This window comes from Shewanella sp. GutCb (genome assembly GCF_002836135.1).
Lineage (GTDB): Bacteria > Pseudomonadota > Gammaproteobacteria > Enterobacterales > Shewanellaceae > Shewanella.
In genome coordinates this window covers 146,944-172,451 of the sequence record NZ_PJBL01000106.1, presented here as the reverse complement: position 1 = coordinate 172,451, position 25,508 = coordinate 146,944, and the positions used below count along the sequence as shown (strand labels likewise).

Annotated in this window: 24 protein-coding genes and 1 riboswitch; all 24 genes read right to left on the bottom strand. The window is 43.3% G+C overall.

The genetic code is table 11. The annotated features are described in order from the left end of the window. Window positions 1–18 precede the first annotated feature (18 nt). The 24 genes from CXF86_RS22180 to CXF86_RS22065 all read right to left on the bottom strand — a co-directional run bounded on the left by CXF86_RS22180 (window position 19) and on the right by CXF86_RS22065 (window position 25,476). Window positions 19–3,195: an NAD(P)-binding protein gene (locus tag CXF86_RS22180; RefSeq protein ID WP_102040039.1), complete on the bottom strand. Its 3,177-nt coding sequence runs from the start codon at window positions 3,193–3,195 to the stop codon at window positions 19–21. A 529-nt stretch (window positions 3,196–3,724) separates the two neighbouring features. Beyond that, window positions 3,725–4,942, bottom strand: coding sequence for an NADH:ubiquinone reductase (Na(+)-transporting) subunit F (gene nqrF / locus CXF86_RS22175; protein WP_101091085.1), 1,218 nt, complete (start codon window positions 4,940–4,942; stop codon window positions 3,725–3,727). A 55-nt stretch (window positions 4,943–4,997) separates the two neighbouring features. Beyond that, on the bottom strand, window positions 4,998–5,606 hold the full coding sequence (gene nqrE, locus CXF86_RS22170; protein WP_102040038.1) for an NADH:ubiquinone reductase (Na(+)-transporting) subunit E: 609 nt from the start codon (window positions 5,604–5,606) through the stop codon (window positions 4,998–5,000). Between the two features lie 8 nt (window positions 5,607–5,614). Beyond that, the gene (locus tag CXF86_RS22165) at window positions 5,615–6,238 is read right to left on the bottom strand and encodes an NADH:ubiquinone reductase (Na(+)-transporting) subunit D (RefSeq protein WP_101091087.1); all 624 of its coding nucleotides are present in this window, start codon (window positions 6,236–6,238) and stop codon (window positions 5,615–5,617) included. A 3-nt stretch (window positions 6,239–6,241) separates the two neighbouring features. After that, window positions 6,242–7,015, bottom strand: a complete 774-nt coding sequence (locus CXF86_RS22160) for a Na(+)-translocating NADH-quinone reductase subunit C (RefSeq protein WP_101091088.1) — start codon at window positions 7,013–7,015, stop codon at window positions 6,242–6,244. After that, a complete protein-coding gene (locus CXF86_RS22900; RefSeq protein WP_157822907.1) occupies window positions 7,015–7,164 on the bottom strand; it encodes a hypothetical protein in 150 nt (49 codons plus the stop codon). The genes CXF86_RS22160 and CXF86_RS22900 overlap by 1 nt, the downstream gene beginning before the upstream one ends. Then, entirely contained in the window at window positions 7,154–8,368 is a 1,215-nt protein-coding gene (locus CXF86_RS22155; RefSeq protein WP_102040037.1) for an NADH:ubiquinone reductase (Na(+)-transporting) subunit B, read from the bottom strand. The genes CXF86_RS22900 and CXF86_RS22155 overlap by 11 nt, the downstream gene beginning before the upstream one ends. Further along, the gene (locus CXF86_RS22150) at window positions 8,368–9,729 is read right to left on the bottom strand and encodes a Na(+)-translocating NADH-quinone reductase subunit A (RefSeq protein WP_101091090.1); all 1,362 of its coding nucleotides are present in this window, start codon (window positions 9,727–9,729) and stop codon (window positions 8,368–8,370) included. The genes CXF86_RS22155 and CXF86_RS22150 overlap by 1 nt, the downstream gene beginning before the upstream one ends. Window positions 9,730–10,353: 624 nt before the next feature. Continuing rightward, window positions 10,354–11,619 carry an ABC transporter permease gene (locus CXF86_RS22145; RefSeq protein WP_180961140.1) on the bottom strand — a complete coding sequence of 422 codons (1,266 nt, stop codon included), beginning with the start codon at window positions 11,617–11,619 and terminating at the stop codon, window positions 10,354–10,356. After that, window positions 11,616–12,803: an efflux RND transporter periplasmic adaptor subunit gene (locus CXF86_RS22140; RefSeq protein WP_232775196.1), complete on the bottom strand. Its 1,188-nt coding sequence runs from the start codon at window positions 12,801–12,803 to the stop codon at window positions 11,616–11,618. The genes CXF86_RS22145 and CXF86_RS22140 overlap by 4 nt, the downstream gene beginning before the upstream one ends. A 50-nt stretch (window positions 12,804–12,853) precedes the next feature. Then, a complete protein-coding gene (locus tag CXF86_RS22135; RefSeq protein WP_101091092.1) occupies window positions 12,854–14,020 on the bottom strand; it encodes an efflux RND transporter periplasmic adaptor subunit in 1,167 nt (388 codons plus the stop codon). Continuing rightward, on the bottom strand, window positions 14,017–15,060 hold the full coding sequence (locus CXF86_RS22130) for an HlyD family secretion protein (RefSeq protein ID WP_101091093.1): 1,044 nt from the start codon (window positions 15,058–15,060) through the stop codon (window positions 14,017–14,019). Before CXF86_RS22130 ends, CXF86_RS22135 begins: the two co-directional genes overlap by 4 nt. Beyond that, window positions 15,050–15,736, bottom strand: a complete 687-nt coding sequence (locus CXF86_RS22125) for an ABC transporter ATP-binding protein (RefSeq protein WP_101091094.1) — start codon at window positions 15,734–15,736, stop codon at window positions 15,050–15,052. Before CXF86_RS22125 ends, CXF86_RS22130 begins: the two co-directional genes overlap by 11 nt. A gap of 395 nt (window positions 15,737–16,131) precedes the next feature. Continuing rightward, window positions 16,132–16,521, bottom strand: a complete 390-nt coding sequence (locus tag CXF86_RS22120) for a hypothetical protein (RefSeq protein WP_101091095.1) — start codon at window positions 16,519–16,521, stop codon at window positions 16,132–16,134. Window positions 16,522–16,670: 149 nt separating this feature from the next. Continuing rightward, window positions 16,671–17,075 (bottom strand): hypothetical protein, encoded by a 405-nt coding sequence (locus tag CXF86_RS22115; protein ID WP_101091096.1) that lies wholly within the window; start codon window positions 17,073–17,075, stop codon window positions 16,671–16,673. Between the two features lie 427 nt (window positions 17,076–17,502). Continuing rightward, entirely contained in the window at window positions 17,503–18,105 is a 603-nt protein-coding gene (locus CXF86_RS22105; RefSeq protein ID WP_101091098.1) for a GNAT family N-acetyltransferase, read from the bottom strand. Between the two features lie 51 nt (window positions 18,106–18,156). Continuing rightward, window positions 18,157–18,705: an NAD(P)H nitroreductase gene (locus CXF86_RS22100; protein ID WP_101091099.1), complete on the bottom strand. Its 549-nt coding sequence runs from the start codon at window positions 18,703–18,705 to the stop codon at window positions 18,157–18,159. A 113-nt stretch (window positions 18,706–18,818) separates the two neighbouring features. After that, window positions 18,819–19,412 (bottom strand): HvfX family Cu-binding RiPP maturation protein, encoded by a 594-nt coding sequence (locus CXF86_RS22095; protein WP_101091100.1) that lies wholly within the window; start codon window positions 19,410–19,412, stop codon window positions 18,819–18,821. A 110-nt stretch (window positions 19,413–19,522) separates the two neighbouring features. Next, on the bottom strand, window positions 19,523–20,365 hold the full coding sequence (locus tag CXF86_RS22090; RefSeq protein WP_102040035.1) for a DUF6279 family lipoprotein: 843 nt from the start codon (window positions 20,363–20,365) through the stop codon (window positions 19,523–19,525). 135 nt (window positions 20,366–20,500) lie between these two features. Further along, entirely contained in the window at window positions 20,501–21,529 is a 1,029-nt protein-coding gene (locus CXF86_RS22085) for a phosphotransferase (protein WP_102040034.1), read from the bottom strand. 1 nt (window position 21,530) lies between these two features. Further along, window positions 21,531–22,193, bottom strand: a complete 663-nt coding sequence (gene pnuC / locus CXF86_RS22080; RefSeq protein ID WP_101091103.1) for a nicotinamide riboside transporter PnuC — start codon at window positions 22,191–22,193, stop codon at window positions 21,531–21,533. 123 nt (window positions 22,194–22,316) lie between these two features. Beyond that, entirely contained in the window at window positions 22,317–22,577 is a 261-nt protein-coding gene (locus CXF86_RS22075) for a hypothetical protein (RefSeq protein WP_101091104.1), read from the bottom strand. Window positions 22,578–22,643: 66 nt separating this feature from the next. Continuing rightward, a complete protein-coding gene (locus tag CXF86_RS22070) occupies window positions 22,644–24,782 on the bottom strand; it encodes a TonB-dependent receptor (RefSeq protein ID WP_101091105.1) in 2,139 nt (712 codons plus the stop codon). A 51-nt stretch (window positions 24,783–24,833) separates the two neighbouring features. Continuing rightward, window positions 24,834–24,965: riboswitch (TPP riboswitch) on the bottom strand. A 121-nt stretch (window positions 24,966–25,086) separates the two neighbouring features. Beyond that, window positions 25,087–25,476 (bottom strand): YcfL family putative periplasmic lipoprotein, encoded by a 390-nt coding sequence (locus CXF86_RS22065; RefSeq protein ID WP_101091106.1) that lies wholly within the window; start codon window positions 25,474–25,476, stop codon window positions 25,087–25,089. Window positions 25,477–25,508: the final 32 nt, after the last annotated feature.

Genomic DNA, 25,508 nt, shown 5'->3' with positions numbered 1-25,508 from the left:
TTATACACAGAAAAGAGCTTAAAAGTCTTGCTCACCTTTTATCGCTGTTGGAAAACCGCTAATGGCTTTGGAGGTTTGCATTCCGGCCATTGTTGCCGCTTCAACACAACTGGCATTAATGCCGGTTTTTATCCAATCGCCAGTGACGAAAAGGTTATCTATCCCCGTACCATCAGTTGCGATACGATACTGCGTACTGCCTTTTACTGACATCACATAACGCTCAGACGGGTCGACATTGGCTCGCCAGTATTGGCTATCAAACCTCGCTACGCCAGAAGCCCCACTCTCATCATGTAACCACTGCCATGGGAATGATCCTGCTGTATCAGCCAGAGAACTGCCCGGCGTAGGAACATTGCCCCAGAGTTTATAGATTTGATGAGTAAGCTGGCCAATGGCCCCGGCTTTTGCCTCTAATGTCTTTTGAGTTTGAAAATCGATATCACTGCTCGGTGGATAACTATCGACAGGTAAAGCCGAGCAAAAGTAACTGGCATTTTTAGGTTGTATCGCTGGCCAGTCTTCTTTATCGATAAGGTGAGTTAATGATGCCCACGTATCAAAAGGTTCTGTAAAGCCAGACAGCACTGGCTCTTCACCATTATCAGGTGTTAAAGGCCAACCGATCCCGGCTAAATCTTGATCCATCCACAACTGATAAGCCTGCGTTGCAACCGTTTTGACTTTATCAACACTTAGGCTTAATGCTTCGCTCTGTGCCATCACTTCGCTGGCTACATGGGGTACAGAGCCTATTGAAAGGCCAAAGATAACTTTGTCAAAATCCTTGCCCTTAACCAAGCGCTTTTTCGGTAATGCATGGCCATAGTGTGACTGGTACACCTCGTCCCAATTGCTCCAAAAATGCTCCAAGTTAATATCATGCTCTTGCATTAACTGTGCTTGAATAGGCTCCAGCTGGTCTAAATTTGGTTTGCTAGGCCAACAATCTAAGCCTTTCACATCCACCAGTGGTGAGTATGATTGCAGCCCCTCTTTTAAAGCCACTTGCTCGGTGATCTCAATCGCCTGAATACTGGCATTTCTGCATTCAAGGTTGTCGACTTTATTGAAGAAATGAAAATTAACGCCACGGCGTTTAAGCACTTCATAATAAGGCGTAAACACGGTATCGCCCATACCTGCTTGCATCTCCCACATCACTCCGCCTTGATAGCAAAGCGCAATGCGCATCATAGACCGAATAATCGTCCCTGCCTCAAGATTCGGTTTATCAAAGTTGCCTTTTTCATAAGCAAACACCAGATCATAAAAACCACGTACTGGTGCAGAATCAACCGTGAATGTTTGGTTAGCACCGTGCTTGGTTAGCCACTCTCGATAATCATAATCATTGATCACATCAAAACCGTGCTTGAACACGTCATCAACGAACATACCTTTCAGAATGGTCAAACCCAAATCCGCAGCAATATACAAGCGGCGCAGCTCATCATTGGTTTCTAATTTGTCGACAAAACGCTCTTCTAGGCGTGCTCTGAAGGCATCAACCGCGGACTCGACAAAACCGCCTTCATCTTCAGTATCATGATGATGTGCTTCACAGTCACGACCGATCATTTGATTGAAATGACATTCCAACTTATCGGCAAGTGATGACAAACTCTCTTTTGCGTCATCAATTGAGTCTTCAATGCTGTCGTTTAGCTGTTCAAACCATTCACGACTGAACCAATGCACTGGCCTTGCAGACTCTTTAGTCGCAGCGGTATCTTCATTTTCTAGTGCATCTAGCAGATCGTCCATCTCAGTTAACCAGTGTCGGATCCAGCTAAACGCCGCCTTGACCACTTTCCACAGTGTTAGCACTTCAGTACTGTCACCAGGCAAGCCATTACGTTCAGGAAATTGAATAGGCCAACTATCAGAATCACCACCCACATCTTCTTGCAGCACAATAAAATTATGCGGTTTAAAGGCATCTAAAAAAGTTGCGAGTGGTGCCCCCGCTGGTCTATCAAGTTCTTCGTACGCTTTACGCATTAAGCTAAAGGCATTTTGATAGAATCCAAACCATATATGCAGGCCATGCTCTTCAATACGTTGGCCTTTTTCAGCATTACGCCCACTGGCACCTTTACCGCCAATACGCCAGCCCATTTGATAAACATCTATCTCATAACGATTTTGCCAACCTGGTTGCTCCGTTAGGCAAACTGCAGCCGTCATTGCTGCAACGCCGCCTCCCAATATCGCGATTTTCTCTTTTTTAACGATCGAGTTATCGACAAGTACCTCGCCTTGCGGTACCTCAAAGTCGAAGTTAACATGGTAAGGCAACAGTACATGCTGCTCGCCCAGCTCAACACCAAGTGAGTCTTTAAATGAGAATGAAGCATTGTCAAAAATGGTCGCCAGCAAGTCATTTTCTAATAACGCAATGGAATGCACTTTATTCACTTTGGCTGGCGCTGCGGTAATGGCTTGATACACCGCTTTATTACCCGCGCTATCCGGTAACTGCTTGAGAAACACTTGATCGATTGCAGGTTTAAACAACAAACTAAACAATTGATTTTCACCCAGCTTATCAAGCTCAGGGATAAAGTCAGTCTGCGCTTTAAATAAGTCCCATGTCTGGCTAATCGCTTCTAATGTCGATAGTTGTTGCTCTTCCGCTGCCTCGCAATCAACGCTAAGTAGGGGGTGAATGGCAAGTTCACTCTCCGCTGAGAACACCTTAAAGCTTTTAGCAGATAAGCTAAGCTTCGTTAGCGGCGCTCCCACCTCAGGCATTTCGTACTCGCACATGTATTTGGGATAGCCAAAAAGCTCACGGCCATTAATTAATGCCATCGCGTCGTTGACAAAAATATGTAACGGGTGGAAGTAAACATGACTCACATCATCACTGTCACTGCTGTTTTGCCTCCCCACCATCACCCAAGTGACAATATCAGTTTCTTGGATCCAGCCTTTATCTCGATCTTGAGGATCCTCAGAATAGGCTTTTTCTACCCGAGTAAAACTGGTTAACACATAGGGTGATAACACTTTGAAATACATGGCACTGCAAGCCACTTGATTAAGACAGGTATCGATAGATTTTTGCAGATTTGCCATTTTGCCTTTTAAGAAAAAGCCGTACATATCCGCTTTACTTAACATCAGTGGTGAGTGCATTAACATTGAGCCAGGGGGATAGATAAAATTGGGGCGTTGAGCGTCCATTGCCAGTTTCCTGTAAGTTCCAGAGTAAAAGTAGTTAACCCCTTATTAAACCAGTAAAAACACTGTTATACCAATGCCATTAAATATGTGATCAATTCAGAGCTCTCTGAAGGCTTTCAATGCTAAGCACATTGTTGAAAAAATGGTTATGCCCTTTCGAGACAATGCAACGCACGAATGGGAGTCCTGAGAAGCTCATAAATTTACTTCATGCTGCGCATGTGGCGTTCGATATGCACAACATTGTCTATTTTTTCCAAACGAAATAAGACATGCCCTTTCTCCATAAAGCTCAGATGAGGAAGCTATAGTAACGCAGGAGCAACAATCCACTCACTTGCCTACAGTGATTGAGATCACTCGCATAGTGAGGAACTATTTAGTAGCGTGGGTATTAAACAATGGCAATACGTTTCTGCTCTGCCACGTTACATCTCAGTCTAACATCGAGTAAGTTTGTAGCTTGCAGTCAATAAAAAAACGCAGCCAATGGGCTGCGTTTTTATTGTTTTAAACGATTGAGATTTGCTTAGTCACCAAAATCATCGAGTAAAATATTTTCAGGTTCCACGCCTAAGCTTTCAAGCAAGTGGATCACTGACGAGTTCATAATTGGAGGGCCACACATGTAAAACTCACAATCTTCTGGCGCTTTATGATCACGCAGATAGTTTTCAAATAAGACATTGTGAATAAAGCCGGTGTAACCTGTCCAGTTATCTTCAGGTAACGGATCAGACAGTGCCACATGCCAAACAAAGTTTTCATTCTCTGCAGCAAGCGCATCAAAATCCTCTTGGTAAAACACTTCACGTGTTGAACGAGCGCCATACCAGAAGCTCATCTTACGCTGAGTTTTTTTACTCTTAAGTTGGTCGAATATGTGTGAACGCATCGGTGCCATACCCGCACCACCGCCAACAAATATCATTTCAGCATCCGTTTCTTTGACAAAGAACTCGCCAAATGGACCTGAAATCGTCACCATGTCACCCGCTTTCAGGTTAAAGATATACGACGACATCTTACCCGGTGCCACTTTATCATTTGGCGGCGTAGCAATACGCACGTTCAGCATGATGGTGCCTTTCTCGTCTGGATAGTTAGCCATTGAGTATGCACGTAGCACTTCTTCATCGACTTTAGAGACTAACTTAAAGAGGTCGTACTTAACCCAATCATCACGATATTCAGCTGGAATATCGAAATCAGCATAGTTAACTTTATGTGCCGGCGCTTCAATTTGAATGTAGCCACCTGCTTTGAAGAGTACGTCCTCTCCTTCAGGAAGTTTAAGCAGCAACTCTTTGATGAACGTCGCAGTGTTATTATTTGAAATAACCTCACACTGCCATTTTTTAACACCAAAGATCTCCTCTTCAACTTCGAGTTCCATATCGGTTTTCACAGAGACTTGGCACGCTAAGCGACAACCTTCCTTCGCTTCTTTCTTACTGATATGATCTCGCTCGGTAGCCAAAATATCACCACCGCCCGATTTAACGGTCACTCGGCATTGGCCACACGTTCCGCCGCCACCACACGCTGATGGAATAAAGATATTCTTACTTGCGAGTGCCCCGAGTAATTTATCACCCGCTGAAGTTGAAATGCTTTTCTCTGCATCATCATTAATACGAATGTTGACATCACCCGTAGACACCAATTTACTTTTGGCGAACAAAATCACCATGACCAAGATGCTAACCACAACGGTGAACATACCGATACCAATTGCCATTTCCATCGAATCTACCTTTTGTTTAATTCGTTTTCATTAAGTCGTTTTATTGCTAACAGACTTAAATAGAAATACCAGAGAAAGCCATAAAGCCTAACGCCATCAAGCCTGTGGTAATAAAGACAATCCCAATGCCTTGCAGACCTTCTGGTATTGCATGGAATTTCATCCGCTCTCTAAGTCCTGCGAGCATGACAATGGCCATCGCCCAACCAAAGCCTGAACCTGCTGCAAACACCACAGACTCGCCTAGATTGTAATCGCGGTTAGCCATGAAAATAACACCAGCAAAAATCGCGCAGTTTACCGTCAACAAAGGTAAGAAAATACCTAAAGAGTCATAAAGTGCAGGAATGTACTTATCTAAGAACATCTCTAGGATTTGCACCAGCGCAGCGATAACACCAATAAAGGTGATTAACTGTAAGTAGCTCAAGTCCAATGCTGGATATCCTGCCCATGCAAGTGCACCAGGCGCTAAGATATTGGCATAAATCAACTGGTTAAGAGGGACAGCTAAGACCATCACAACGATAACCGCAACACCCAATCCGAAAGACGTCGATACTTTTTTAGATACCGCTAAAAAGGTACACATTCCCATAAAGAACGAGAGCGCCATATTGTCGATAAACGCCGCCTGAATAAACAGGTTTATATAATGTTCCATATCGCTTACTACCCTCGTTTACGCTGAATGACGTTTATTGACCAAATCATTAAGCCAATTAAGAAAAACGCACTTGGCGGTAACTTGAACATTTCATTGGCTAAATACCAGCCACCGTTTTCAACAGTCTTTAGAATTTCATGCCCAAATAAGGTGCCGCTACCCAAGAGTTCACGTACAAACGCGACGCCTAATAAGATAACGCCGTAGCCCATAGCATTACCGACAGCATCAACCACGGCGAGATGCGGCGGATTCTTCATGGCAAACGCTTCTGCGCGTCCCATAATGATGCAGTTGGTAATAATCAATCCAACGAATACTGAAAGCTGACGTGATAATTCATAAGCGATGTCTTGCAATACCATATCAACGATAATCACTAATGAAGCAATAATCGTCATTTGCGCAATAATACGAACACTATTTGGGATCAGAGAACGTATGCTTGAGATAATGAGGTTTGAAAACACCAATACAAACGTCACGGCCAATGTCATCACCAATGCAGTTTGCATTGAGTTACTGACGGCCAGTGCCGAACAAACGCCAAGTACTTGCATGGCGACTGGGTTATTACTAAAAATGGGACTGGTTAAAATGTCACGAGTCGATGCAGTTTGAGTACTCATCAATTACCCCTCCGACGCTTTTAGCTTATTAAAGAACATTTCGAATCCTTGAGCGCCAAACCAAAACTGTACTGCTCGCTGAACGCCACGACCGGTCATGGTTGCACCACTAACGGCATCAACGCCATGTAAGTCGCCCGCTTTAGCCCCCCCTTTAACAATCTTAAATGAGACCTTACCGTTAGCATCAAAAATTTGCTTACCATGCCATTTATCAGTCCAGTCTGGATCATTAAGAAAGTCGCCAATACCAGGGGTTTCACCATGCTCATAAAACACCACGTTTTCTATTGTATTAAAGTCGGATTGCAGCGCAACATAACCGTATATCATCGACCATAAGCCTTTACCGTAGATAGGCACCACGACGCTGGTTAACTTGCCATTGTCGTCAAACACTTTGAACACTCGCGCTTGATCAGCACGGGTCTTAATTTTTGCTTTATCTTTCTTTCTCTCTAGCTTACTCGACGTTTCTGGATTTATCGCCGCCATACGCTCGTCAAAATCAAGCACTTCGGCATTGGCTTCAACAACCCCCGTATCAAGCGATACCAACATCGATTTAACGTCTTTATCAAAAATGGCTCTAAAGTCTTTATCTGCGATATCGACATCTGCCGCGATTAATACATTACGCTTAAGTTCATCACGCTTTTTTACCAGCTTGCGCTCTTTAAGTAGCTCTGCTGTGCCAGTGATCATAAATGAGCACAGTAGGCATAGGGTCACCGTAAAAATCATGGTGCCCACAAATGAATCTTTCTTAAATGCCATTACGCTTTATTCCTCGTATTGACCTGCTTTGCACTTGTTGGCGTACGATAAAGTAGGTACTCAAATATCGCTTCCCAAAGTTTTGCTAACAACATTGCTGGCATTGCCACTGCGGGTAAGTCAGCTTTCTGATTAGGTTTAAAGGCCATTGCGTTTAAGTCTCCGTTTAATATTGGCTTTAGCCACGAGATAATCGAAGATAGGCGCCCACAAATTAGCGAACAATATTGCCAGCATCACGCCTTCAGGCATTTTGGGATTAACCACACGAATAAGCACCGTCATAAAGCCAATGAGCAGACCATAGGCCACCTTACCTTTACGGGTATAAGACGTTGTCACCGGATCGGTTGCCATAAACATCATCGCAATCGCAAAACCACCCGTGACCAAGTGCCAAGTCCATGGCATGGCAAAGAGTTCATTTTTAGACGAGCCGATAATGTTAAATAGGGTTGCTGTTACGATCATACCAGCGAGTACGCCTGCCACGATGCGCCAATCTGCAAGGCGTGTGAGGATTAAAAAGCCACCACCAATAAGTAATGCCAGCGTGCTGGTTTCACCAATTGCACCAACGGTAAAGCCGAAGAATGCGTTCCACCAATTAGGGTCGGTAAATGCTTCGTACCAAGCGTAATCTGCAAAGCTTAAATCGCCTGCAGCGGTTTGCATCAGTGTTGTTGCACCTGAGAAACCATCGACCGCAACCAATTGAGTCACCGCGGTGACTTGTGATGGATAGGCAAAGTAGATAAAGGCAAGACCTGCAAGCGCTGGGTTAAGGAAATTATATCCCATCCCTCCAAACACTTCTTTTGCCATTATTATGCCAAACGTTATCCCCATCGCGACTAACCAAAGTGGTGTCGAAACCGGTAAAATTAGCGTAAATAGCAGTGCAGTAACAAAGAAGCCTTCGTGTAACTCTTGGCCACGCACTTTAGCAAAGACCATTTCCCAAAACAGACTTACCAACAGCGCCGTTAAATAGATAGGGGCATAAAGGCTTAGACCGTAAACAAATAGGCCAAAAAAACCAGTTTGCTCTGTCATTCCACCAAAAACAAAATTAAAGGGGATAAGCTGCCAAATATCGGAAGCCACTAGACCTGATGCAATCGCGATTTGCGCTTGTAAGCCAATATTGTACATGCCGAACAATATTGCTGGCAGTAAGCACAAGCCAACAATCGTCATGGTTCTCTTTACATCAATTGCATCACGTACATGGACTTTGCCTTTAGTGCTGCGACCATTTGCAACTAATAAAGAGTGCAAGTAGCCTCTTACTGAGCTGCCCGGTGCATAATAATCTTCTTGGATATCAGGCTTTTTATCTTGCTGACTCATCAACCTTCCCTCTCAATAATTTCTAAGCAAGCACGTAACTCTTTACCAAAGTCGTACTTACCAGGACAAACAAAGGTGCACAACGCGAGATCTTCTTCATCGAGTTCGAGTGCTCCCAAAGCTTGTGCTTCATCTGTATCTCTAACAACGAGATCGCGGACCAAGAGTGTTGGCAATATATCCAGCGGCATCACTCTATCTAATTGACCGAAAGCCATCATGGCGCGAGCCGAACCACCGGTGTGGGTGGTGAAGTCAAATAGTTTCTTAGCACCCTTAAAGCGAGATGTTACCGCTCGGGTAATTGAAAACTTCTCAGAACCGCCTCTGATCCAAGGCAAGACCTGATGTTTTGAATCTTCTTGAAGGACGCTAATTTGATTATGGAAACGACCAAGAAAGTCATGCGCACCGAATGCAGTATGCCCTGATAGCACCGAGCCAGAGACCACACGAGAGTTGCCCTCTGTGAGTTCACCGGCAACCACTTGGGATAAACATGCGCCGGTTTGAACGCGGATTAATCGAGGTTCAATCACATCTGGCCCCGCGAGTGAAACGACGCGGTCGGTATAAATTTCACCCGTTAAGAACAGCTTGCCGTAAGCGATGACATCCTGATAACCCAAATGCCAAACCGGACGCTCAATACTCGCAGATAAGATAAAGTGAATATGAGTGCCGACAAGCCCTGCTGGGTGCACGCCAGTAAAACAATGATTGCTTACATGCGCTAAATCGCTACCAGGTAGTTCTGCACCCGGCGCCTGACACAAATGGACTTTACCATCGGTTAGGTGACCCAGTACTGCGATACCGGCAGCGAAAGATTCAGCTTGTTCAGCAATAACAATACGAGGGTCTGCAGCCAATGGATTGCTATCCATTGCACTGACAAAAATACCTGAAGGCGCAGTGTCTAACTGAGGTACTCGAGAGAACGGGCGAGTACGCAGCGCTGTCCACAGACCACTGTCGACTAATTTAGATTGCACTTGGCTGCGTTCTAGCGCGGAGATATCGTGACTCATACCAAAGTTAATAGCATCACCTTGGTTACATTCAATGACGATAGATTGAAAAAGTCTACGATCGCCACGGTTGATAGCGATGACTTTACCGCTAGCAGGAGCGGTGTACTTTACGCCAATGTTCTTTTTATCTTCCAAAAGAACCTGACCTTTTTGCACGAGTTCGCCAACTTCGACTAGCATCGTCGGTTTTAGGCCAACATATTCCTCTCCGAGAAGGGCAACATGGGAGCAAGATTTGCTAGTGTTAACAACTTGCTTCGGTTCTCCTGCAATAGGCACATCAAGGCCTTTTTTCACTGTTATAACTGGGTTTGAATAACCTGTCATCACAAACATCAACCGTTAAATAATTGGATGACTAATAGTAGTTGTTTGTTAACTAATATTCCACGTTTAACATCACACTTTACGGTCGATTTCGTAACTTACATACAGAACACCCTAATCTCGAGCTACATTGACACTATTACGCTGTAATTAATTAATACAAACGTGACGTAATGTAATTTTACAACACAAAGTATTGATCACTATCAGCTCTAGAGTTGCGTTCTAAAAGACCTAAAATAGATTTTTTTTTGTAAACCGATAGAAATTTCAACAGCCGTGACATTACCCCCTCGAAATAAGTTCAAATCACTACCACAACACCAATAACTAGTCGTTTACGCTTTACTATAAAATCCTTCTTCTTTGATGATATCTAATAAAGCGACACAAACTTGAAAGTTTACTCATGATATAAAACAGAGCACTTTTTTTGCCAGAAAAATGGCTATTTTATTGGATAACAATGATAAAAGTTGAGAATTTAGCGGTGAGTCTAGCGCTGATGTGTAGGCACCTTAAAATAGTGTTATCTAGGTTAGATATCATCAATAAAAAAGGGCAATAAATTTATTATTGCCCCTTCACAGGTTACTTTTATCGCTCCACTAGTCTATAAGCGATTTAATCGCGCTGTAGCGCAACAATAGGGTCTAACCTTGCCGCCTTTTTTGCAGGGTATAGACCAAAGCCAACCCCTATCGTCATACAAACCCCTAAGGCAAGCACAATGGCAAAAGGAGACCAAGCAACAGGCCAACCTGCGGCAGTGGAGATAACCAATGCCAGCAATAATCCAACCCCGATCCCGATAATGCCACCGGTGGCTGATATTGCGATACTTTCAATAAGAAACTGACGTGCTATATCCTTGCGCTTGGCACCTAAGGCTCTTAATAGCCCTATTTCACCAGTTCTTTCTAAAATGGTCGCTAACATAATATTCATTATGCCGATGCCGCCCACAAGCAAAGAGATCCCTGCGACGCAGGCCATCACGATATTAAATATTTGTTGGGTTTTTTGATGCTGCGCTAGCAGGTCCGCTGGCACCACTACATCAAAGTCTTTTTCCCCACCATGACGGCGATTGAGCAGATGTTGCACACTTTTAGATGCCAATGTGGGGTCAATGCCGTCAACAAGTGCTAATTTAAAGGAGTCCAGCTCATCTTCTAAATGTTTAAACTGCATCTTTTTTAATGCTGTACTAAGTGGGATAAAGACTTGGTTACGCTCGCCACCCAATTTAACACCTTGAATCGTTGACTTGGTCCCCTCTTTCTCAGACAAAACTCCCACCACCGTAAACCACTGATGGTTAACTTTAACTAAACTGCCTATCGCACTGCCCTGTGGGAATAGGCTCCGTGCCGCCTCCGGCCCTAGTACGGCCACTTGCTGAAAATGCGACTCATCAGCCGCATTAAGAGTACGACCCTCTCCTAAATCTAATGCACTTAAATCAAAGTAGCTTGGCGTTACGCCCAGTACTTTTGCATCGCTTCGACCTTTCAAACTAAACAAGCTAAATACTTTGACGTTCTTTTCTGCGCTCCAGTTTTCAACAAAAGGTAAGGTATCATTAGCACTGTCGATATCCCTTAGACTTAAGCCAATACTATGTTCGCGTATTGATTTTAATGCTTCGCCCTCAGTTGCTCTGGCGTTTACAACGAGGTTGTTCACCCCCATTGATTCAATCATCTTTAACGCTTCACGCTCAGCGCCTTCGCCGACACTGAGCATCGCGATAACCGCTCCCACACCAAAAATCATGCCTAGTAAAGTTAATAGGGTACGTAACTTATGATGACGCATCTCATCGAAGGCTTGTTTAATACCGTCCCAGTAAATCAACATATTTGCCGATGGTTTATTACCCGTCATACTCGATTCCTTTTCGGCGGCGTGGTAAGGGCGATAGTATCGCCTTGTGTGAGGCCTTCGGTAATAACAGTACGATTTAAACTGCGGTTACCTGGCGCTACTTTCTGCTTTATAAAGCCTGCTGAGGTTTTTAAGTAAACCCAATACTCACCTGATTTCTGGAATAAAGCTTGATTAGGCACCGTGATGACGTTTTTAAGATCTAATGCATGAACATTGGCGTTAACTTGTCTGCCGGGTTGCATCACTTCAACCAAGGTTTTATCAATACTCACGACCATCTCAAAATAATTAACCGGACTGTCTTTCTCTTTCGCTTTTGACAAAGCATCAAGCTGGGACACGGTGCCATGTATCGGCATTTCAGGGTAAGCATCGAGATATAAAGTCACCGATTTACCCACCGCTAAACCCAATGCTTCAGACTCAAGCACATACAACTTGGCTTGCATCTTTGACGTATCAGGTAAGGTACCGATTGTCATACCGGACCACATCATATCGCCCACTACAGGTGGTACCCCGCTCCAACCTGGTTTAGCCACAAATACCCCATCATGAGGTGCGATAATCTGCATTTGATTTAGGTTATTTGAATAGCGAGTCATTTTCGCCTTATGGCCCTTCTGCTTAAGCTTAATCAACTCCTGCTCAGCTTGTGCTTGAGAACCATGCTGATCGATGCCCCAGTTATAAAACATCATTTTTGCTTCTAAATAATCTTGATTACGCATCTGGTCGATAATGTCTATCTTGGTATACACTCGCTCATCTTCGCTAAAGAAGCGGTCAGCGAGCTCGCGTTCCTGCCCCGTTAACTTAGTGTCTGTTGTTAAAGTCTTATCGATAGTGTTGTCTTTCTCTGTTTGGATCTGACTGTCTAAGCCTAAGCGGTCAAAGTCCAACTTCTCCATTTCTAAGCGATAACTCTCACGTGTTGAGTCCATAGTGGCAACGACATCACCCGCTTTTACATTGCTAAAGTTATCCATGATCCACGCCAGAGATTGTGGCCCTCTAAGCCCGGATGGCACGGTTACGGTCGTTGAATTACTGGCCTCTAACTCCCCTGCTGCAGGGATATCAACCTTAAAATCGGCGGGCGCGATTTCAAGCGTCAACACGCCATCACTAGATTGTTGACTACAGCCTACGGTGCCAATTAAAAGCAATGTGCTTACCATGCTAATCGCGATACGGATTGCAGCCGAGTGGTGCCTTTTCGATGGATTATTCATGGTAACAGTACCTCATCGCCTTCATTTAAACCGGAAGCGATAACAACCTGTTCTTTTCCCATTGCCCCTAACGATACCGATTGTTTACTGTCGCTAAATAAGCCTGGGGTATACACGTAAGCATTACCCTGCTCGTAATGCACAGCATCAACAGACAGCAATAATTCTGGGATATCGTTAGCTATATCGATGCTAATTTTTGCCGTCATTCCAGGCCTCATCAAATCTGTATCCACCTCAGCAATACTGGCTACAGCATCAAAGATAACCAGAGGCACATCCTGATTCTTCACCCTAAATATGACACCAAGTTCTTTGATCTCACCATTAAAGCTTTTTTCTGGATTAGCATCTAATCGAATTTTTAGCTTCTGCCCAACCTTAACTCTACCGGCTTCAACTTCAGGAATCGTCATATTGACTTGCATATGCTTAAGGTCTGGAATGCTTAACAGCGTATCCCCATTAAACACATTTTGGCCTTCGGCGACTTTATTGCCTTGTTGATCATTGCCGTAAACGACCATGCCGCTGCGGGGGGCTATCAAGGTAAGAGATTGAATGCCTTTTTTTAGCGCGGCCACTTCGAGTTGGAACTTTTGTTTATCTCCTTCAAGCATTTTAACTCTTTGTTCAGCGCCCATGATCTCAAGTTCAATTTTCTTGTTAATCAAGCTCACTCTATCCGTTGCAATAATCGCATCACGCTGATACTTCTTTTTATCGATGACAGAGATAGTTTCATCAGAGATCTCAACTTTAAGCTGGCTTTTTTCCTGGTTCATTTTAGCTTCAGCTAGCTCTAGCTTTAGCTCCTCCAGTTTCTTTGCATTCCGAAGTTTTGATGTTGCTAGATCTTGTATGGTTGTTTCTAAACTTGCCGTTTTAACCGAAAGTCGTTGTCCCAGCTCAGAGGTGTCAAGTTGAGCAACCTGATCGCCTGCACTCACAACCCCACCTTCAGGCGCTAACATTTTAATTTGATATTGCCACACACGTCTAACCGCAGGCGGTTTTAGGTTGACCGTATTAGACGAGACTAGCTCGCCAGTCACCTCAATTTGCTGACTCAAGACACCGGTTTCAACTTGAGTAATGGCGATGTCTGAGCAACCCACTAAGAAAACACTCAATAAAGAAACACTCAATAACGATGCTTTCATGATGCATCCCTCTTAGGCTCGACTAACACACTCATTCCTGGAATAATTTTCACCCGTTCATCACCTGAAAAAGCGATCTTAACCCGAAACCAATTACTATTACCCCAAGCGGCTTGTTTGGTTGCTTGGCGACTAATACCTTGAACTGAGCCTTTAAGGGATATGCTTGATTGCGAGTCTAATCGAAGCTGTACCGGCTCACCAATAGTTAACCTATCAGCGTCAACCTCATTGACCCAAGCAATCACCTCTAGCTCATTCATGGCTGGAATGGTGGCGACTTGGCGGCCAATTTGAACTGAATCACCCACGGCAAATTTTTTATCTGACCAAGGATCGCGTGAATATAAAATAGGGCCATCTAGACTGGCGTTTATCTCTAACTGTTGAAGACCTTTAAGTGACTGCTCTAACTCTCTTTCAGCCCGTGTTCTATCAATCTGTAACTGTGCTATTGACGCGACTCTCTTGTCAGTGATCTCTTTCAATAACTGTGCCTTTTTAGACAGTTCAGATATTGCTTTAAGCTTATTAAATTGATTATCGGCATAATTCTTAGCCGCGATATAATCGGCAGGGATCCCAGCATCTAATTCTGCTTTTTCCAGCTCCAACCTCGCTTGTTTCAGGTCAAACTCCGCCTGCAATATTTGCGCATCCAGTTCTATCGATTGACTCTGTTCTTGCGCCGTGACTCTTAACAAGCTCGCTTCTAATTGCTCAATTCGATTTGCAATAGCACTTTTGTCAAAAATAACCACGACTTCGCCAACTTTAGCAATGCTACCCTCAGGTAGCATCCATTTGATCTGATAGCGCCAGGCATCACCGGCCTTGGGCACCATGATCGCTTGTGAGTCTACTGAGGATATTTTCCCGGTTAAAAGCAAAGGTGATAACTCTGCAGGCGATGGCGACAGTGGTGCAGTATTGAGCAGTGTAACTGGCTTGACGGCCACTTCATTTGCTTGAGCTAGGCTTGGTGAAAGGGCTAATAAAATACACAAACTGCTTAACCCAATAATCGTATTAGGCTGCATTAGTCGCCCTCTCTTCAATCTCAACGATATCACCATCTCTCATACGAATAATTCGCTGTGCATATGCGGCAACTTCCTCTTCATGGGTCACCAAAATAATGGTTTGGCCAGCCTTATGCAATTCAGTGAAAAGGGCCATAATTTCAACTGACGTTTTACTGTCGAGCGCCCCTGTTGGTTCATCGGCAAGCAAAATGGCAGGGCGATTAACTAAAGAACGGGCGATGGCGACGCGCTGCCTTTGACCACCTGACAGCTGATTAGGACGGTGATCATGCCGAGTCTCTAAACCGACTCTTGCGAGTAACTCATGTGCATAACGAGGGTCTTGATCAGGATGATCCGAAAACCTTAAAGGCAGTAACACATTTTGTAATGCTGATAAGCGCGGTAATAAATGAAAGCTTTGAAAAACAAAGCCTATCTCTTTATTTCTAACTGCCGACAATGCGTCATCATCCAATTGAGCTACTTCTTGCTCGTTCAAGCTATAGCCTCCTGAACTTGGTTTATCTAAACAGCCGATAATATTCATCAAGGTGGACTTACCCGAACCTGAAGGCCCCATAATCGCAACGAATTCATTTTTAGCGATACTAAAGCTCACTCCATTGAGTGCTTTTACACATGTATCACCCATGGGATATTCTTTTTTTAAGTCATGGACTTCTATCATAAAAATGCTCTTTATATAGCAATTAATCAGCCGAACAATGGGCCTATCATACAACCAAAGCCCAAATGATATAGCCAGCCATTGTGAAAAAAATTGTAAATTATCGTGATATTACCGAACCCCCTATCAATCGATAGTTGGCTAGAATGGTTTATCAACAGTGGGAATATGGGGGGAGGATTGTATTCGACTTAGCTTTGTTTGCATTTTTCATCCTGATTGCAGCGATCCAATCCATTTGGAACACACCTTACTCTGTAAACAACTTACTGATTATTTTTTATAAACACAACAAATAACACGATTAACAACGTGCAAATAATTCAACTCGTTTATCTATGACTGTCACCAATATAGCGCCACTCATCAGTCGTTATATAAGGTCGGCACCTCTACTATCCCAACAAAGCGCCTAATAGGGTAAGTACCGAAATTACAACAAAAAATATCCATTGGAATAGGTGTTTAAATGGCTGTTCAAGATCACTGCTAAAACCAATATAGATTTGCCATATCGCGAATAAGCCGAAATTAAGAGCAATAAACACCAACATGCCAAAGCTATGCATTTGAGAAATGGCTTCAAAAGCGCAAGCCAATAAAATAAACGTTGAAAGTAGCAGAAAGACTGAAATATAGTGAAAGACACATTGCATCACAGATTTAGCGATAGGGTCGAAAACAGCTTGCTGCATGGGCACTAAGAATTGTTGTCTGTCATAGGTAAAGTGCATGACACAAGTTAATGCAGCAATGATCCCCGCCAGTAAAAAATAGATATTCATCTCTTGCTCCGACACGATTTTTTCTTTCAAAAACAGCGCTAAAACGCTGCTTTTAAAGATAGCTCATATTTTAAGGGTTACTCATACCCGATTAGACAGGGAATATCGTGGTTATCTTACAAAAAAAGAGAGCTTTCGCTCTCTTTTTATTACATCGTTGCCATGGTCCAGTAATCAAGCCGCTTATCTGGCTGACTAATCACCACTTTACACGACTCTTTATATTTCCCCATCAAAGGACCTAGGCTCTTTGAGTTAGGCATTGATGCTTTATGTTGCTCTGTAGCTGCAATAACAGCCTGATTAACATACTCTGTGCTTTGATATTTATTCGCGATTTCAACCGCTTGTTCGCCAGAGAGTTTTAATCTATCACCTACAGCTTGCATTTGTGGTGCATTCATAGCTGCAATCGCATTCGACGCTATCTGATAATATGCAGCACATTCAGTTAACTCTTTAGTCAATGCGTCTTCAGCATCGCCCGCAACAGCATTAAAAGACAATAAACCGACGGCTATTGCTAGCGTACTTGCGTAAGTGGTACCAGACATGAAAATAATCCCTTTTTATATTCGTTCGATTTAACTACTTCTACTTTAGCTTTCATTTAATATCAAGCGTAACATCAAAAAAGATGCAAAGACGCTAGGGGCTGTTGATCTTTCACGGTTGTTTTTGCCGCAGTTTATTGGCTATTTTGACAAGGCGGAGGCTATGTCGTTTAGTTATTCTCCACAAATAGCCTACAGCACCGTAAAAATAGCCAAGAAGTGCGGCCCTTAGGGTTCGTTTCAATAATTTTAGTCTTTTATAACTAGAATGCGTTACGAGCTTTTCGCTTAGCCAGCTAAGCATCATCGCTCAAGCCTTGACCTAAAATCATTATTCTTTACGGTAAAGAGTCGAACAAAAACTAAGCTCGAAAGATCAACAGCCCCTAATGAACAGATTAAAAACCATCGTTTAATGTGTACACATTTATGGGGTAGTCACATTGAGTTTGTTACGCAAAGCGGTTTTTACCTCACCCCATTCAGAGTCAATAATTGAGTAAACGACTGTATCTCTTATAGTACCATTCTCTAAAATTTGATGGTTGCGCAAAATACCATCTTGATTCGCCCCTAAACGACAAATCGCCTGCCGTGACACTTCATTCTGAATATGAGTTCTAAACTCTACCGCGATAACATCCAATGTTTCAAAGGCATAGGCTAACAGCAGCAACTTACACTCGGTATTCACTGCAGTGCGTTGCACACTTTTAGCATACCAAGTATGGCCGATTTCAAGACGTCGATGATTTTGCTGCCAATGACAGATCCGTGTGCAACCGACAATGGCTCCCGAGTGACGATCTCGAACCGCAAATGCCAGTGTTTCCCCTTTTTCTTCGGCTAAAAGAGCTTGGCTAATATAATCGTTCACATCGTCGGGATGAGGGACTTTGGTAAACCACAGTTGCCAAAGCTCACCATCACAAACAGCAATACTCAATGCTGGAGCATGCGCTAACGTTAAAGGTTCTAAAACAACGTGTTCGCCCACCAGCGCGTTGTCATTCACTTGTTGTGCGTTCAACTCAACCTCCTTTTAAATTGTTGTCACTAACTTAGCATGGTTGCTCATCCACTATAAATATCGAGCGAACCCCATCCCCTCTTTCACCGGCTTAGTTGTTGCTTTCAGTGCTGGTGTCCCGATATAAAGGAAGCCAACAATCTGATCCGTCTGTTCAAGATCAAGTAATTGATGCACATTTTTATCAAAGGCTAAGGCGCCAGTTCGCCATATTCCGCCCAGGCCCTGGGCAAATACAGCTTGCTGCATTGCCATCGCCGCGCAACCTGCTGCAAGCTGTTGTTCAAATGCCGGAACTTTAGGGTGCTGCTTTACTTTAGCCACCACAGTGATAACCATAGGGGCTCTTAAAGGCATGTTCTTTGTTTTATTGATAACATCTTCTTCTGCACCATTTAATGCTGACGCTTCAGCAAAAACGTTCCCTAGTTTCTCAAGCCCACCACCCGTCGCAATGATAAACTCCCATGGCGTCAAACCACCATGGTCGGGTACTCGTGCCGCAGCATCTAAAATAGTCTTAAGCTGGTCGTCTGATGGGCCTGGCGCGATAAGGCGTGGCGCGGATTGTCTGGTCAATAAAAGGGTTAATGCGTCCAACGGATCATCCTTAATAAATTGCGATTAATAATTGCTTGCGTTGAGAGTATCAAGCTCCCAAAAAAAATCCCACCTATTTGGTGGGATTTAATAAAGTGAGCTCGTTGGCAGCGTTAAGCAATGCCGTTTTTCTTCGCAATGTAATAATCAAGACTGGTATATCGGCCGCCCCCCATAAATACCAGAGCCACCAACATAAAGAGGTAAGTTATCGCAAACTCAATGCCATTATTCAGTACCACAATATTACCTGAACTGGTTAGCCACTCATAATTCCCGTTCTGTTGTAGCAGTTCTTTAGCGCGTTCAAGCTTTTCTGTCGATGCCAACACCTTGTCGTTTGCTAACCATGAACTCGCATCCGCTATTGCTAACCAGCCGTTATCCCAATGAACCGCAAAAGCGGCAACTAACATAGTAATTGATAATGGGATTGCGATTAAACGAGTCGCTAAACCAAGAATGAGTAAGCCACCGCCGACAAATTCAGTACCCGCTGCTAATACGACCATCACTTCAGGGAATGGCAGACCAAGTCCCCAATCAGGATTACCAAACCAAGCCGCTGTGTCACCAAAATGAGAGAGTTTGTTATAACCCGCCTGCATTAATACCGGCGCAAGATAAAGTCGTAGTGCCAACGGTGCAATACCTTCAGCATAGCGAATGGTGTTTAGAAATTTTTGATATAGTTGTCCAAGTAGCATGTCGATCCCTCTTTAAATTCCATTAATCCATTAGACCTTAACAAACATAACAATCTTTCAACTGTAGTTGATAAAAATTGTCCTGCTACAATAATATCAAGATGTTAAGGTTAAATATCTTCACTGATTTCAGTAAGCTCTCTAATGAGTGTATTCAATTTTTTTTCAAAACGCTGTTTTTGTTTTTCACTTGTTAAACGGTTTAGTTTGATCAGTAGCTCACCGAACCTTGCCGTGTTGTCATCCAATTTTGTCTGATAGGCTTTTGATTTCAGCGTATCAGGCTGAGTCATTAGCAACCTTAAGCTATGTGACAGCGCTTTTTGGTTTTGCCTATTTTTTAATGCTTGTGAGAATAAACGGATCCAATCATGACGGTATTCAAGCCACATATCTAACGTATCCCCGCGCTCAACATTGTAAGTATGTATTGCTGTTTTTTGCGACGGCAAGAGTTTTCCAACCCATTTTTCAACCCGTTTCTCTATTCGCTCATCAGCCATTTCAATCAATTGCGATTGACTCTTGCCAAGGTACTTCTCATTTAACTCTTTTTCTTCGACTCTTAGATGAGCAATCACCTGTTTAACTTGCTCATCTGAGAAAGAACTTATGATTGGGATTAACGATGGCTCAACAAAATCAAACACTCGAATCCAATGTGCTTTGGCCGAACGCACATGGTCACTCCAAGATTGTGTACTAAAACGTTGATGATTGATTTCAGCCCCGAGCAGGGCTAACTGATCTCTATAGCGGGGCATTTCTTGTGTCCGATGCCACACTAAAAATGTATCTAACGCCAATTCAAATTGCTTGCCCTGCTGGTCATCTAATGTCACGAACTCCTCGAGTTTCCACTCAATAGCCCAATCCAAAAAGTAATAACCGACTTTGGTGGAGCAGCCAATTAAGCTAATAGACAACAATCCCCATAAAATCACTTTTTTCATATCTCTCCCCAACCGTTAATATCAACCTAGCACAGAATATGCGCAATCGTATGAACGGTTACAAAGTGTCAATAAAGGGAGTTTACAAGGTCGCGTTGGATATATTGGCAGGTTTACGGCGTAAAGGGTCTTGAATTATGAACAACTGGCAATAATATGCTGGTATTGCTCGGCGCAAATAAGATAATTACTCGATTGTTCATTAGAGGATATTGGTTGGCTGTTTTCATCAAATGCTAGAATATTATCAAACGCCATTTGCAGCGCCCAACAGACAGCAAAAACCCAATAGAGATCAACGGCTGCGGGTACAGCATCCGCTGCGTGTTGATTCAAATTACCTTGCTGTCGCAGATAATTTGCTATCAACCAATGCCGCTGTTTCGACGACAAGGAATGACTCGCGATCACTGAGGCTAGATCGCATAATGGATGCGAGCTACAGGCATATTCAAAGTCGATGCAATGGAGCTTGTTTTGCCCGATTAATATGTTAAATGGATTTAAATCACGGTGGCTAAACTGCAAATTAACCAAGCACTGTTCAAGAGTGTCTAACATTGAATTAATTGCATCAGTCTGTGTGATTAAACAATCAAACTGTTGTAACCAAGGCTCAATATTTGGATGAATATCACTGTCTTTATTCAGTAATTGTTGCTGCATTTGGCACAAGCGGGCGTGATATATCTGCCATTGTTTATCCACTGTGATGACATTTTTAGGGGGAGGCAACTGTTTTAAACCATTGAGTAATTGCAGTAACAATTGTTCTGCACCCGGCCAATTCTCTTGGGTATGGGTAACAGGGTGAGCCCCATTCGCACTTATAAGCTCACTCCAGCTACGGTGGTGCTGTTGGGATAAGAACTCACTCAAATAAAATTGCTTATCAGGGCTGATATAGACCATCTTAGGCGCCAGGTTAGCATCGCTTGCAGAGCGCCAAGCATGCACTTCACTGTCTCGGTCACAGATTTGAGAGCTAGCCCAGCTGTTGAGCCTAAGCACCCACTCAGACTCTACGGCCTTACTCGGGTGTAATCCGCGAACATAATAGTTTTGATTGCTCAAACCTTGCGTTAAAGGGGCTATAACACTTACCCGAGTCAAACCTGACAGAGTCAAATAGCGAGCTAAGTCTTGCTTAAGCGAGTCACTCAACTTAAGCCGCTCCTGCCAGTACAACCATACTGTCACTTGGCCGTTGCGTTTTCATTTGATTGCGCCACATAAAGTAACCAAACACCACCATAACGACATAGAACACAAAGAGCACTGACGTTAACATCAGTCCCTTGCTTACATACAAGTAGATAGACACAGCATCAATAACAAACCAATAGATCCAGTTTTCCAACACTTTTTTAGCCACTAAAAAAGTTGTCATCACTGCAAAACAGGTCGTTGCGGCGTCTAAATAGGGAAATGAGGCTTGAGTTTGTGTTGCCATAAAATAACCAATAATCAACGCCAACAATGTGGTACTTGCAATCAATTTAAGGTGAGTCGACAGTCGCCATGAAACAATTTTAACCCCATCATGGCCATTGCCTCCTTTGGTCCACAGCCAATAACCATAAACGGCCATCGCCATATAATAAACGTTAAGCACCGATTCCATCAGCAATGACACTTTCCAAAACAACACCGTATAAATTGCAGTACTGGTTAATGCCGCGGGCCAACACCACACGCTACCTTTCATCGCGAGTATCAAGTAGGCTAAAGCCAGCAGCACAGCAACCGCTTCCCACGCTGTTAGGGCTTGCGCTTCACCGAATGCTGATGTAAAACTGTCGACTAACGATAGCCAGAAATCTGCCATTGACTTAAGTCTCTCTATTAAAAATATATACTATTAAAAGCTCAAAATAAAAAGCCACAAAGTATCGATAACACCCTGTGGCTAATTGTCATTACGGCTGTGGCTTATATTACTTTAGCTTAGTTATTCACTGTGGCTTAAGTCGAGCTCACCACCAATAAATTTACATACAAATACCGCTTTGCCCCACTTTTCGTGGGCCGCTTCCATCTCTGTTGCCAACATTGCCATCACCTCGGCGTACTCACCGCACACCTGTGTTGCCATAGCGTTAGTCACACGTTGGATATTGTCATAGGTATCGACCCGGCCTATAAACCACCTTATTGGATCTAAATAATTGTCTTGTAGTGGGTAGCAACTAATTTCTGCCGTTAACTTCATTTTTGACCTCAAGCACTTATTGTTGGTAACAATATTAAAGAGTAATAACTATTTATTAATTAGGATTTACATAAACTTAACGTTTAAAGTAACCCCTAGTTGGCGTGGATCACCATAGCGCACATATTGCTTATCTGCCCAGCCTAAATCTGGCTCGTTGCCAAAATAGAAGCCTCGAACGCCGTATTTTTCATCAAATAGGTTACGTCCCCAGAGATATGCAGACCACATGTCAGCTTCGTAACCTATTTTGGCGTTAAAAATTTGGTATGCATCTGATGTAGACTCGTTACTATCCGAGTAATAAAAATCACTCTTACCACTGGCATTCACGTTAGCAAACCAACCAGCATCGTTGCGATAAGTCGCGCCAACACTAAAGGTAAAGTTAGGGGAATGCGCTAGCTCACGGCCAGAAAGATCGACTACGGTGCCATATTTATCTTCGTACTCGTAATCACCATAAGCGGTTTCTAACCAACCTAAACTGGTGTAAAGCTTTAGGTTATCGGTTGCATACCAGTTGCCGTCAAGCTCAGCACCATAGTTATGAGAACTGCCTGCATTTTCGGTAAAGAGAATAAAATTCCCCTCTTCGCCAGGTACTGTCGATTGTTGCGATGCCGCGACTTGTTGATCTTGTCTATCCATAAAGAATACCGACAGATTAGTGCTTGCTTGACCATCAAACCAAACCGACTTCAAACCCACTTCGTAGTTATAAAGAATTTCAGTGTCGTACTCTTTTTTATCGGCGAGTTCACTCGGCAGTGACATATTAAAGCCACCCGCTTTATAGCCTCTCGCCACGCGGATATATGACTCGTGGTTTTCACCGAGTGCTTTGCTTAACGCAATATGCCCGCCCCACATGGTTTCGCTTGGCTTAAATTCGTCGCCATCTGAATCACTGTATTCACTATCTCGACGCTCTGTCCGCAGTCCTACCGACAAAGCATAGCCCGAACCTAGGTCTGAATCTAATTGACCAAATAACGCATAGTTTTGCGCCTCGTATTCCGCACTTAACTGACTATAAGTATCCATAGTCTCATTGTCTTCTTGTAGATCCATTGCGTATACACCGACGAGCCAGTCAGTACTGCCCGCAAATATACGGCCTGATTCAGTTGAAGCTAACCTAAACTCTTGCGTGATGGTCTGCCTGTCGCCTTTCTTATCCCAGTTATACTCATATTCACAAGGGCTACCATCGCAATCTCGACTGTCCCAATAATCAGGGTTAGCCCAGTCACCGTCATAGTTATGGTGAGTTTTTGACTGTGCCAGAGAGGTTAATGAAGTCAGTTCAACATTTTCAGCACCAGTGTAAATAAACTTTAAAACGGTGCCGTTAGTACGTTGCTTATCAACGCCAGGTGCATCCGTTAACGTATCAAAACCGTTATTATCTAATGTCCAAGCATCATATCCATTATCGTAATTTGCATGTAAGTAAGTCAGGTCAATTTCTAGTTCTTCAGTCGCGTACCAACGTAATTTTGCGCGACCAGTGAATTCATCACGGTTATTAGTATCGCTCTCACCAAGATAAAGATTATCTCGATAACCATCTTGCTGATGCTGTTGCAGCGACACACGGTAAAGCAAGTTTCCAGAATCGGTTAATGGACCCGAGCTAAAACCACTAAAGGTCTGTAAATTATCATCGCCTAGCGAGATCTCTGCACCATTTTCAAATACGTCGGTAGGATCATTACTTTTAAGGTAGATAAGACCTGCTAACGCATTAGCGCCATAACGTGTACCTTGAGGACCGCGTAATACTTCAACTTGTTGTAAGTCGTACATGCTTGAAGCCATGCCTAAACCGGACAAATCGATATCATCAACGATAAAGCCAACAGAGGAGTTAGGTGCGCCTTGATACTCTTCTTGCTCACCGACACCACGAATTTGGAAGTATTTGGGTCTTGAGCTACCACCGGACCAGTTGAAATTAGCAATTGAGTTTAAGATATCTTCAAAGTGCTGTGCACCTTCATCCTCAATTTGCTGCTGATCAATAACGGTGACGCTTGATGGCATTTTTTCTAGCGATGTGCCCCGAAAATCAGATGTCACAACCATGACTTCCATCTCATCAACAGGTGTTTCTGAGTCAGTATTGGCAAACGTAGGTGATGAAACTAGCGCAGCCATGACGGCAACCGCTATAGGAGAATAAGTTTTTAGATTTAACATAGGACCTCAAATTAAAATTTTGAGATCCGGCAACATAAAGAAGCGTTCGGGAAATGAATTGTGGCCCATTCCTACGCCGGTATTAGCCGGATCAGGTTCTAAGGGTTCGTTTTTCAACATCTCAGTTAAAATCCACAATATCCAACTTATGGTTTATAGACTTTAACACCCCTTGGCGCGGCCGATTATACATGAATTTCACAAACTGATGACAGTCTTCTTAACGTTTACAATCTTTATGCATAAAAAAACGTCAGCTTTGCTGACGTTTTCATAACAAATATAATTTCTAATCATCTACATATTAATTTGAAAAGGCTTTTCTTACATATAGCTCAAAGCGAGTTGCGTTAACATTAGGCGCAACCGCTGATACTTGTAGCTGCTGCTTGCCATGCAATTTTACTGACTTCCAGCTTACGCCTTCATCATCAATCGTCATGCCACTGGTATCAAACCAAGTGAATTTATACTGCAAGCGCAAGTCAGTAGAGACCTGACTAATAATCGTGCCCGTGCCTTGTAAAAAACCACCTTCAGGGCGCGCCATTACACTTCGTACGGTGACTTCTTTACCAAAGCTGTTGTTATCAACACGCACTTCACCTTTAGAACCCACCATTAAGCCTGCTGTGTGTGGTGCACAAGCCGCGACAATCAACGCTGTAAATAAGCCTAAAATCAATTTTTTCATTTTGTTCCCTAGAATAAAATCATTCAGTGTTA

What these genes read in the sequence shown, in the direction of transcription:
- CXF86_RS22120 (WP_101091095.1), bottom strand. Translation starts at nt 16,521, where the DNA reads ATGAATATCTATTTTTTACTGGCGGGGATCATTGCTGCATTAACTTGT.
- nqrF (WP_101091085.1), bottom strand. Translation starts at nt 4,942, where the DNA reads ATGGAAATGGCAATTGGTATCGGTATGTTCACCGTTGTGGTTAGCATC.
- pnuC (WP_101091103.1), bottom strand. Translation starts at nt 22,193, where the DNA reads ATGGCAGATTTCTGGCTATCGTTAGTCGACAGTTTTACATCAGCATTC.
- CXF86_RS22090 (WP_102040035.1), bottom strand. Translation starts at nt 20,365, where the DNA reads ATGAAAAAAGTGATTTTATGGGGATTGTTGTCTATTAGCTTAATTGGC.
- CXF86_RS22150 (WP_101091090.1), bottom strand. Translation starts at nt 9,729, where the DNA reads ATGACAGGTTATTCAAACCCAGTTATAACAGTGAAAAAAGGCCTTGAT.
- CXF86_RS22165 (WP_101091087.1), bottom strand. Translation starts at nt 6,238, where the DNA reads ATGAGTACTCAAACTGCATCGACTCGTGACATTTTAACCAGTCCCATT.
- CXF86_RS22140 (WP_232775196.1), bottom strand. Translation starts at nt 12,803, where the DNA reads ATGGTAAGCACATTGCTTTTAATTGGCACCGTAGGCTGTAGTCAACAA.
- CXF86_RS22075 (WP_101091104.1), bottom strand. Translation starts at nt 22,577, where the DNA reads ATGAAGTTAACGGCAGAAATTAGTTGCTACCCACTACAAGACAATTAT.
- CXF86_RS22125 (WP_101091094.1), bottom strand. Translation starts at nt 15,736, where the DNA reads ATGATAGAAGTCCATGACTTAAAAAAAGAATATCCCATGGGTGATACA.
- CXF86_RS22900 (WP_157822907.1), bottom strand. Translation starts at nt 7,164, where the DNA reads ATGGCCTTTAAACCTAATCAGAAAGCTGACTTACCCGCAGTGGCAATG.
- CXF86_RS22145 (WP_180961140.1), bottom strand. Translation starts at nt 11,619, where the DNA reads ATGACGGGTAATAAACCATCGGCAAATATGTTGATTTACTGGGACGGT.
- CXF86_RS22070 (WP_101091105.1), bottom strand. Translation starts at nt 24,782, where the DNA reads ATGTTAAATCTAAAAACTTATTCTCCTATAGCGGTTGCCGTCATGGCT.
- CXF86_RS22135 (WP_101091092.1), bottom strand. Translation starts at nt 14,020, where the DNA reads ATGAAAGCATCGTTATTGAGTGTTTCTTTATTGAGTGTTTTCTTAGTG.
- CXF86_RS22155 (WP_102040037.1), bottom strand. Translation starts at nt 8,368, where the DNA reads ATGAGTCAGCAAGATAAAAAGCCTGATATCCAAGAAGATTATTATGCA.
- CXF86_RS22180 (WP_102040039.1), bottom strand. Translation starts at nt 3,195, where the DNA reads ATGGACGCTCAACGCCCCAATTTTATCTATCCCCCTGGCTCAATGTTA.
- CXF86_RS22065 (WP_101091106.1), bottom strand. Translation starts at nt 25,476, where the DNA reads ATGAAAAAATTGATTTTAGGCTTATTTACAGCGTTGATTGTCGCGGCT.
- CXF86_RS22130 (WP_101091093.1), bottom strand. Translation starts at nt 15,060, where the DNA reads ATGCAGCCTAATACGATTATTGGGTTAAGCAGTTTGTGTATTTTATTA.
- CXF86_RS22115 (WP_101091096.1), bottom strand. Translation starts at nt 17,075, where the DNA reads ATGTCTGGTACCACTTACGCAAGTACGCTAGCAATAGCCGTCGGTTTA.
- CXF86_RS22160 (WP_101091088.1), bottom strand. Translation starts at nt 7,015, where the DNA reads ATGGCATTTAAGAAAGATTCATTTGTGGGCACCATGATTTTTACGGTG.
- CXF86_RS22095 (WP_101091100.1), bottom strand. Translation starts at nt 19,412, where the DNA reads ATGCTACTTGGACAACTATATCAAAAATTTCTAAACACCATTCGCTAT.
- nqrE (WP_102040038.1), bottom strand. Translation starts at nt 5,606, where the DNA reads ATGGAACATTATATAAACCTGTTTATTCAGGCGGCGTTTATCGACAAT.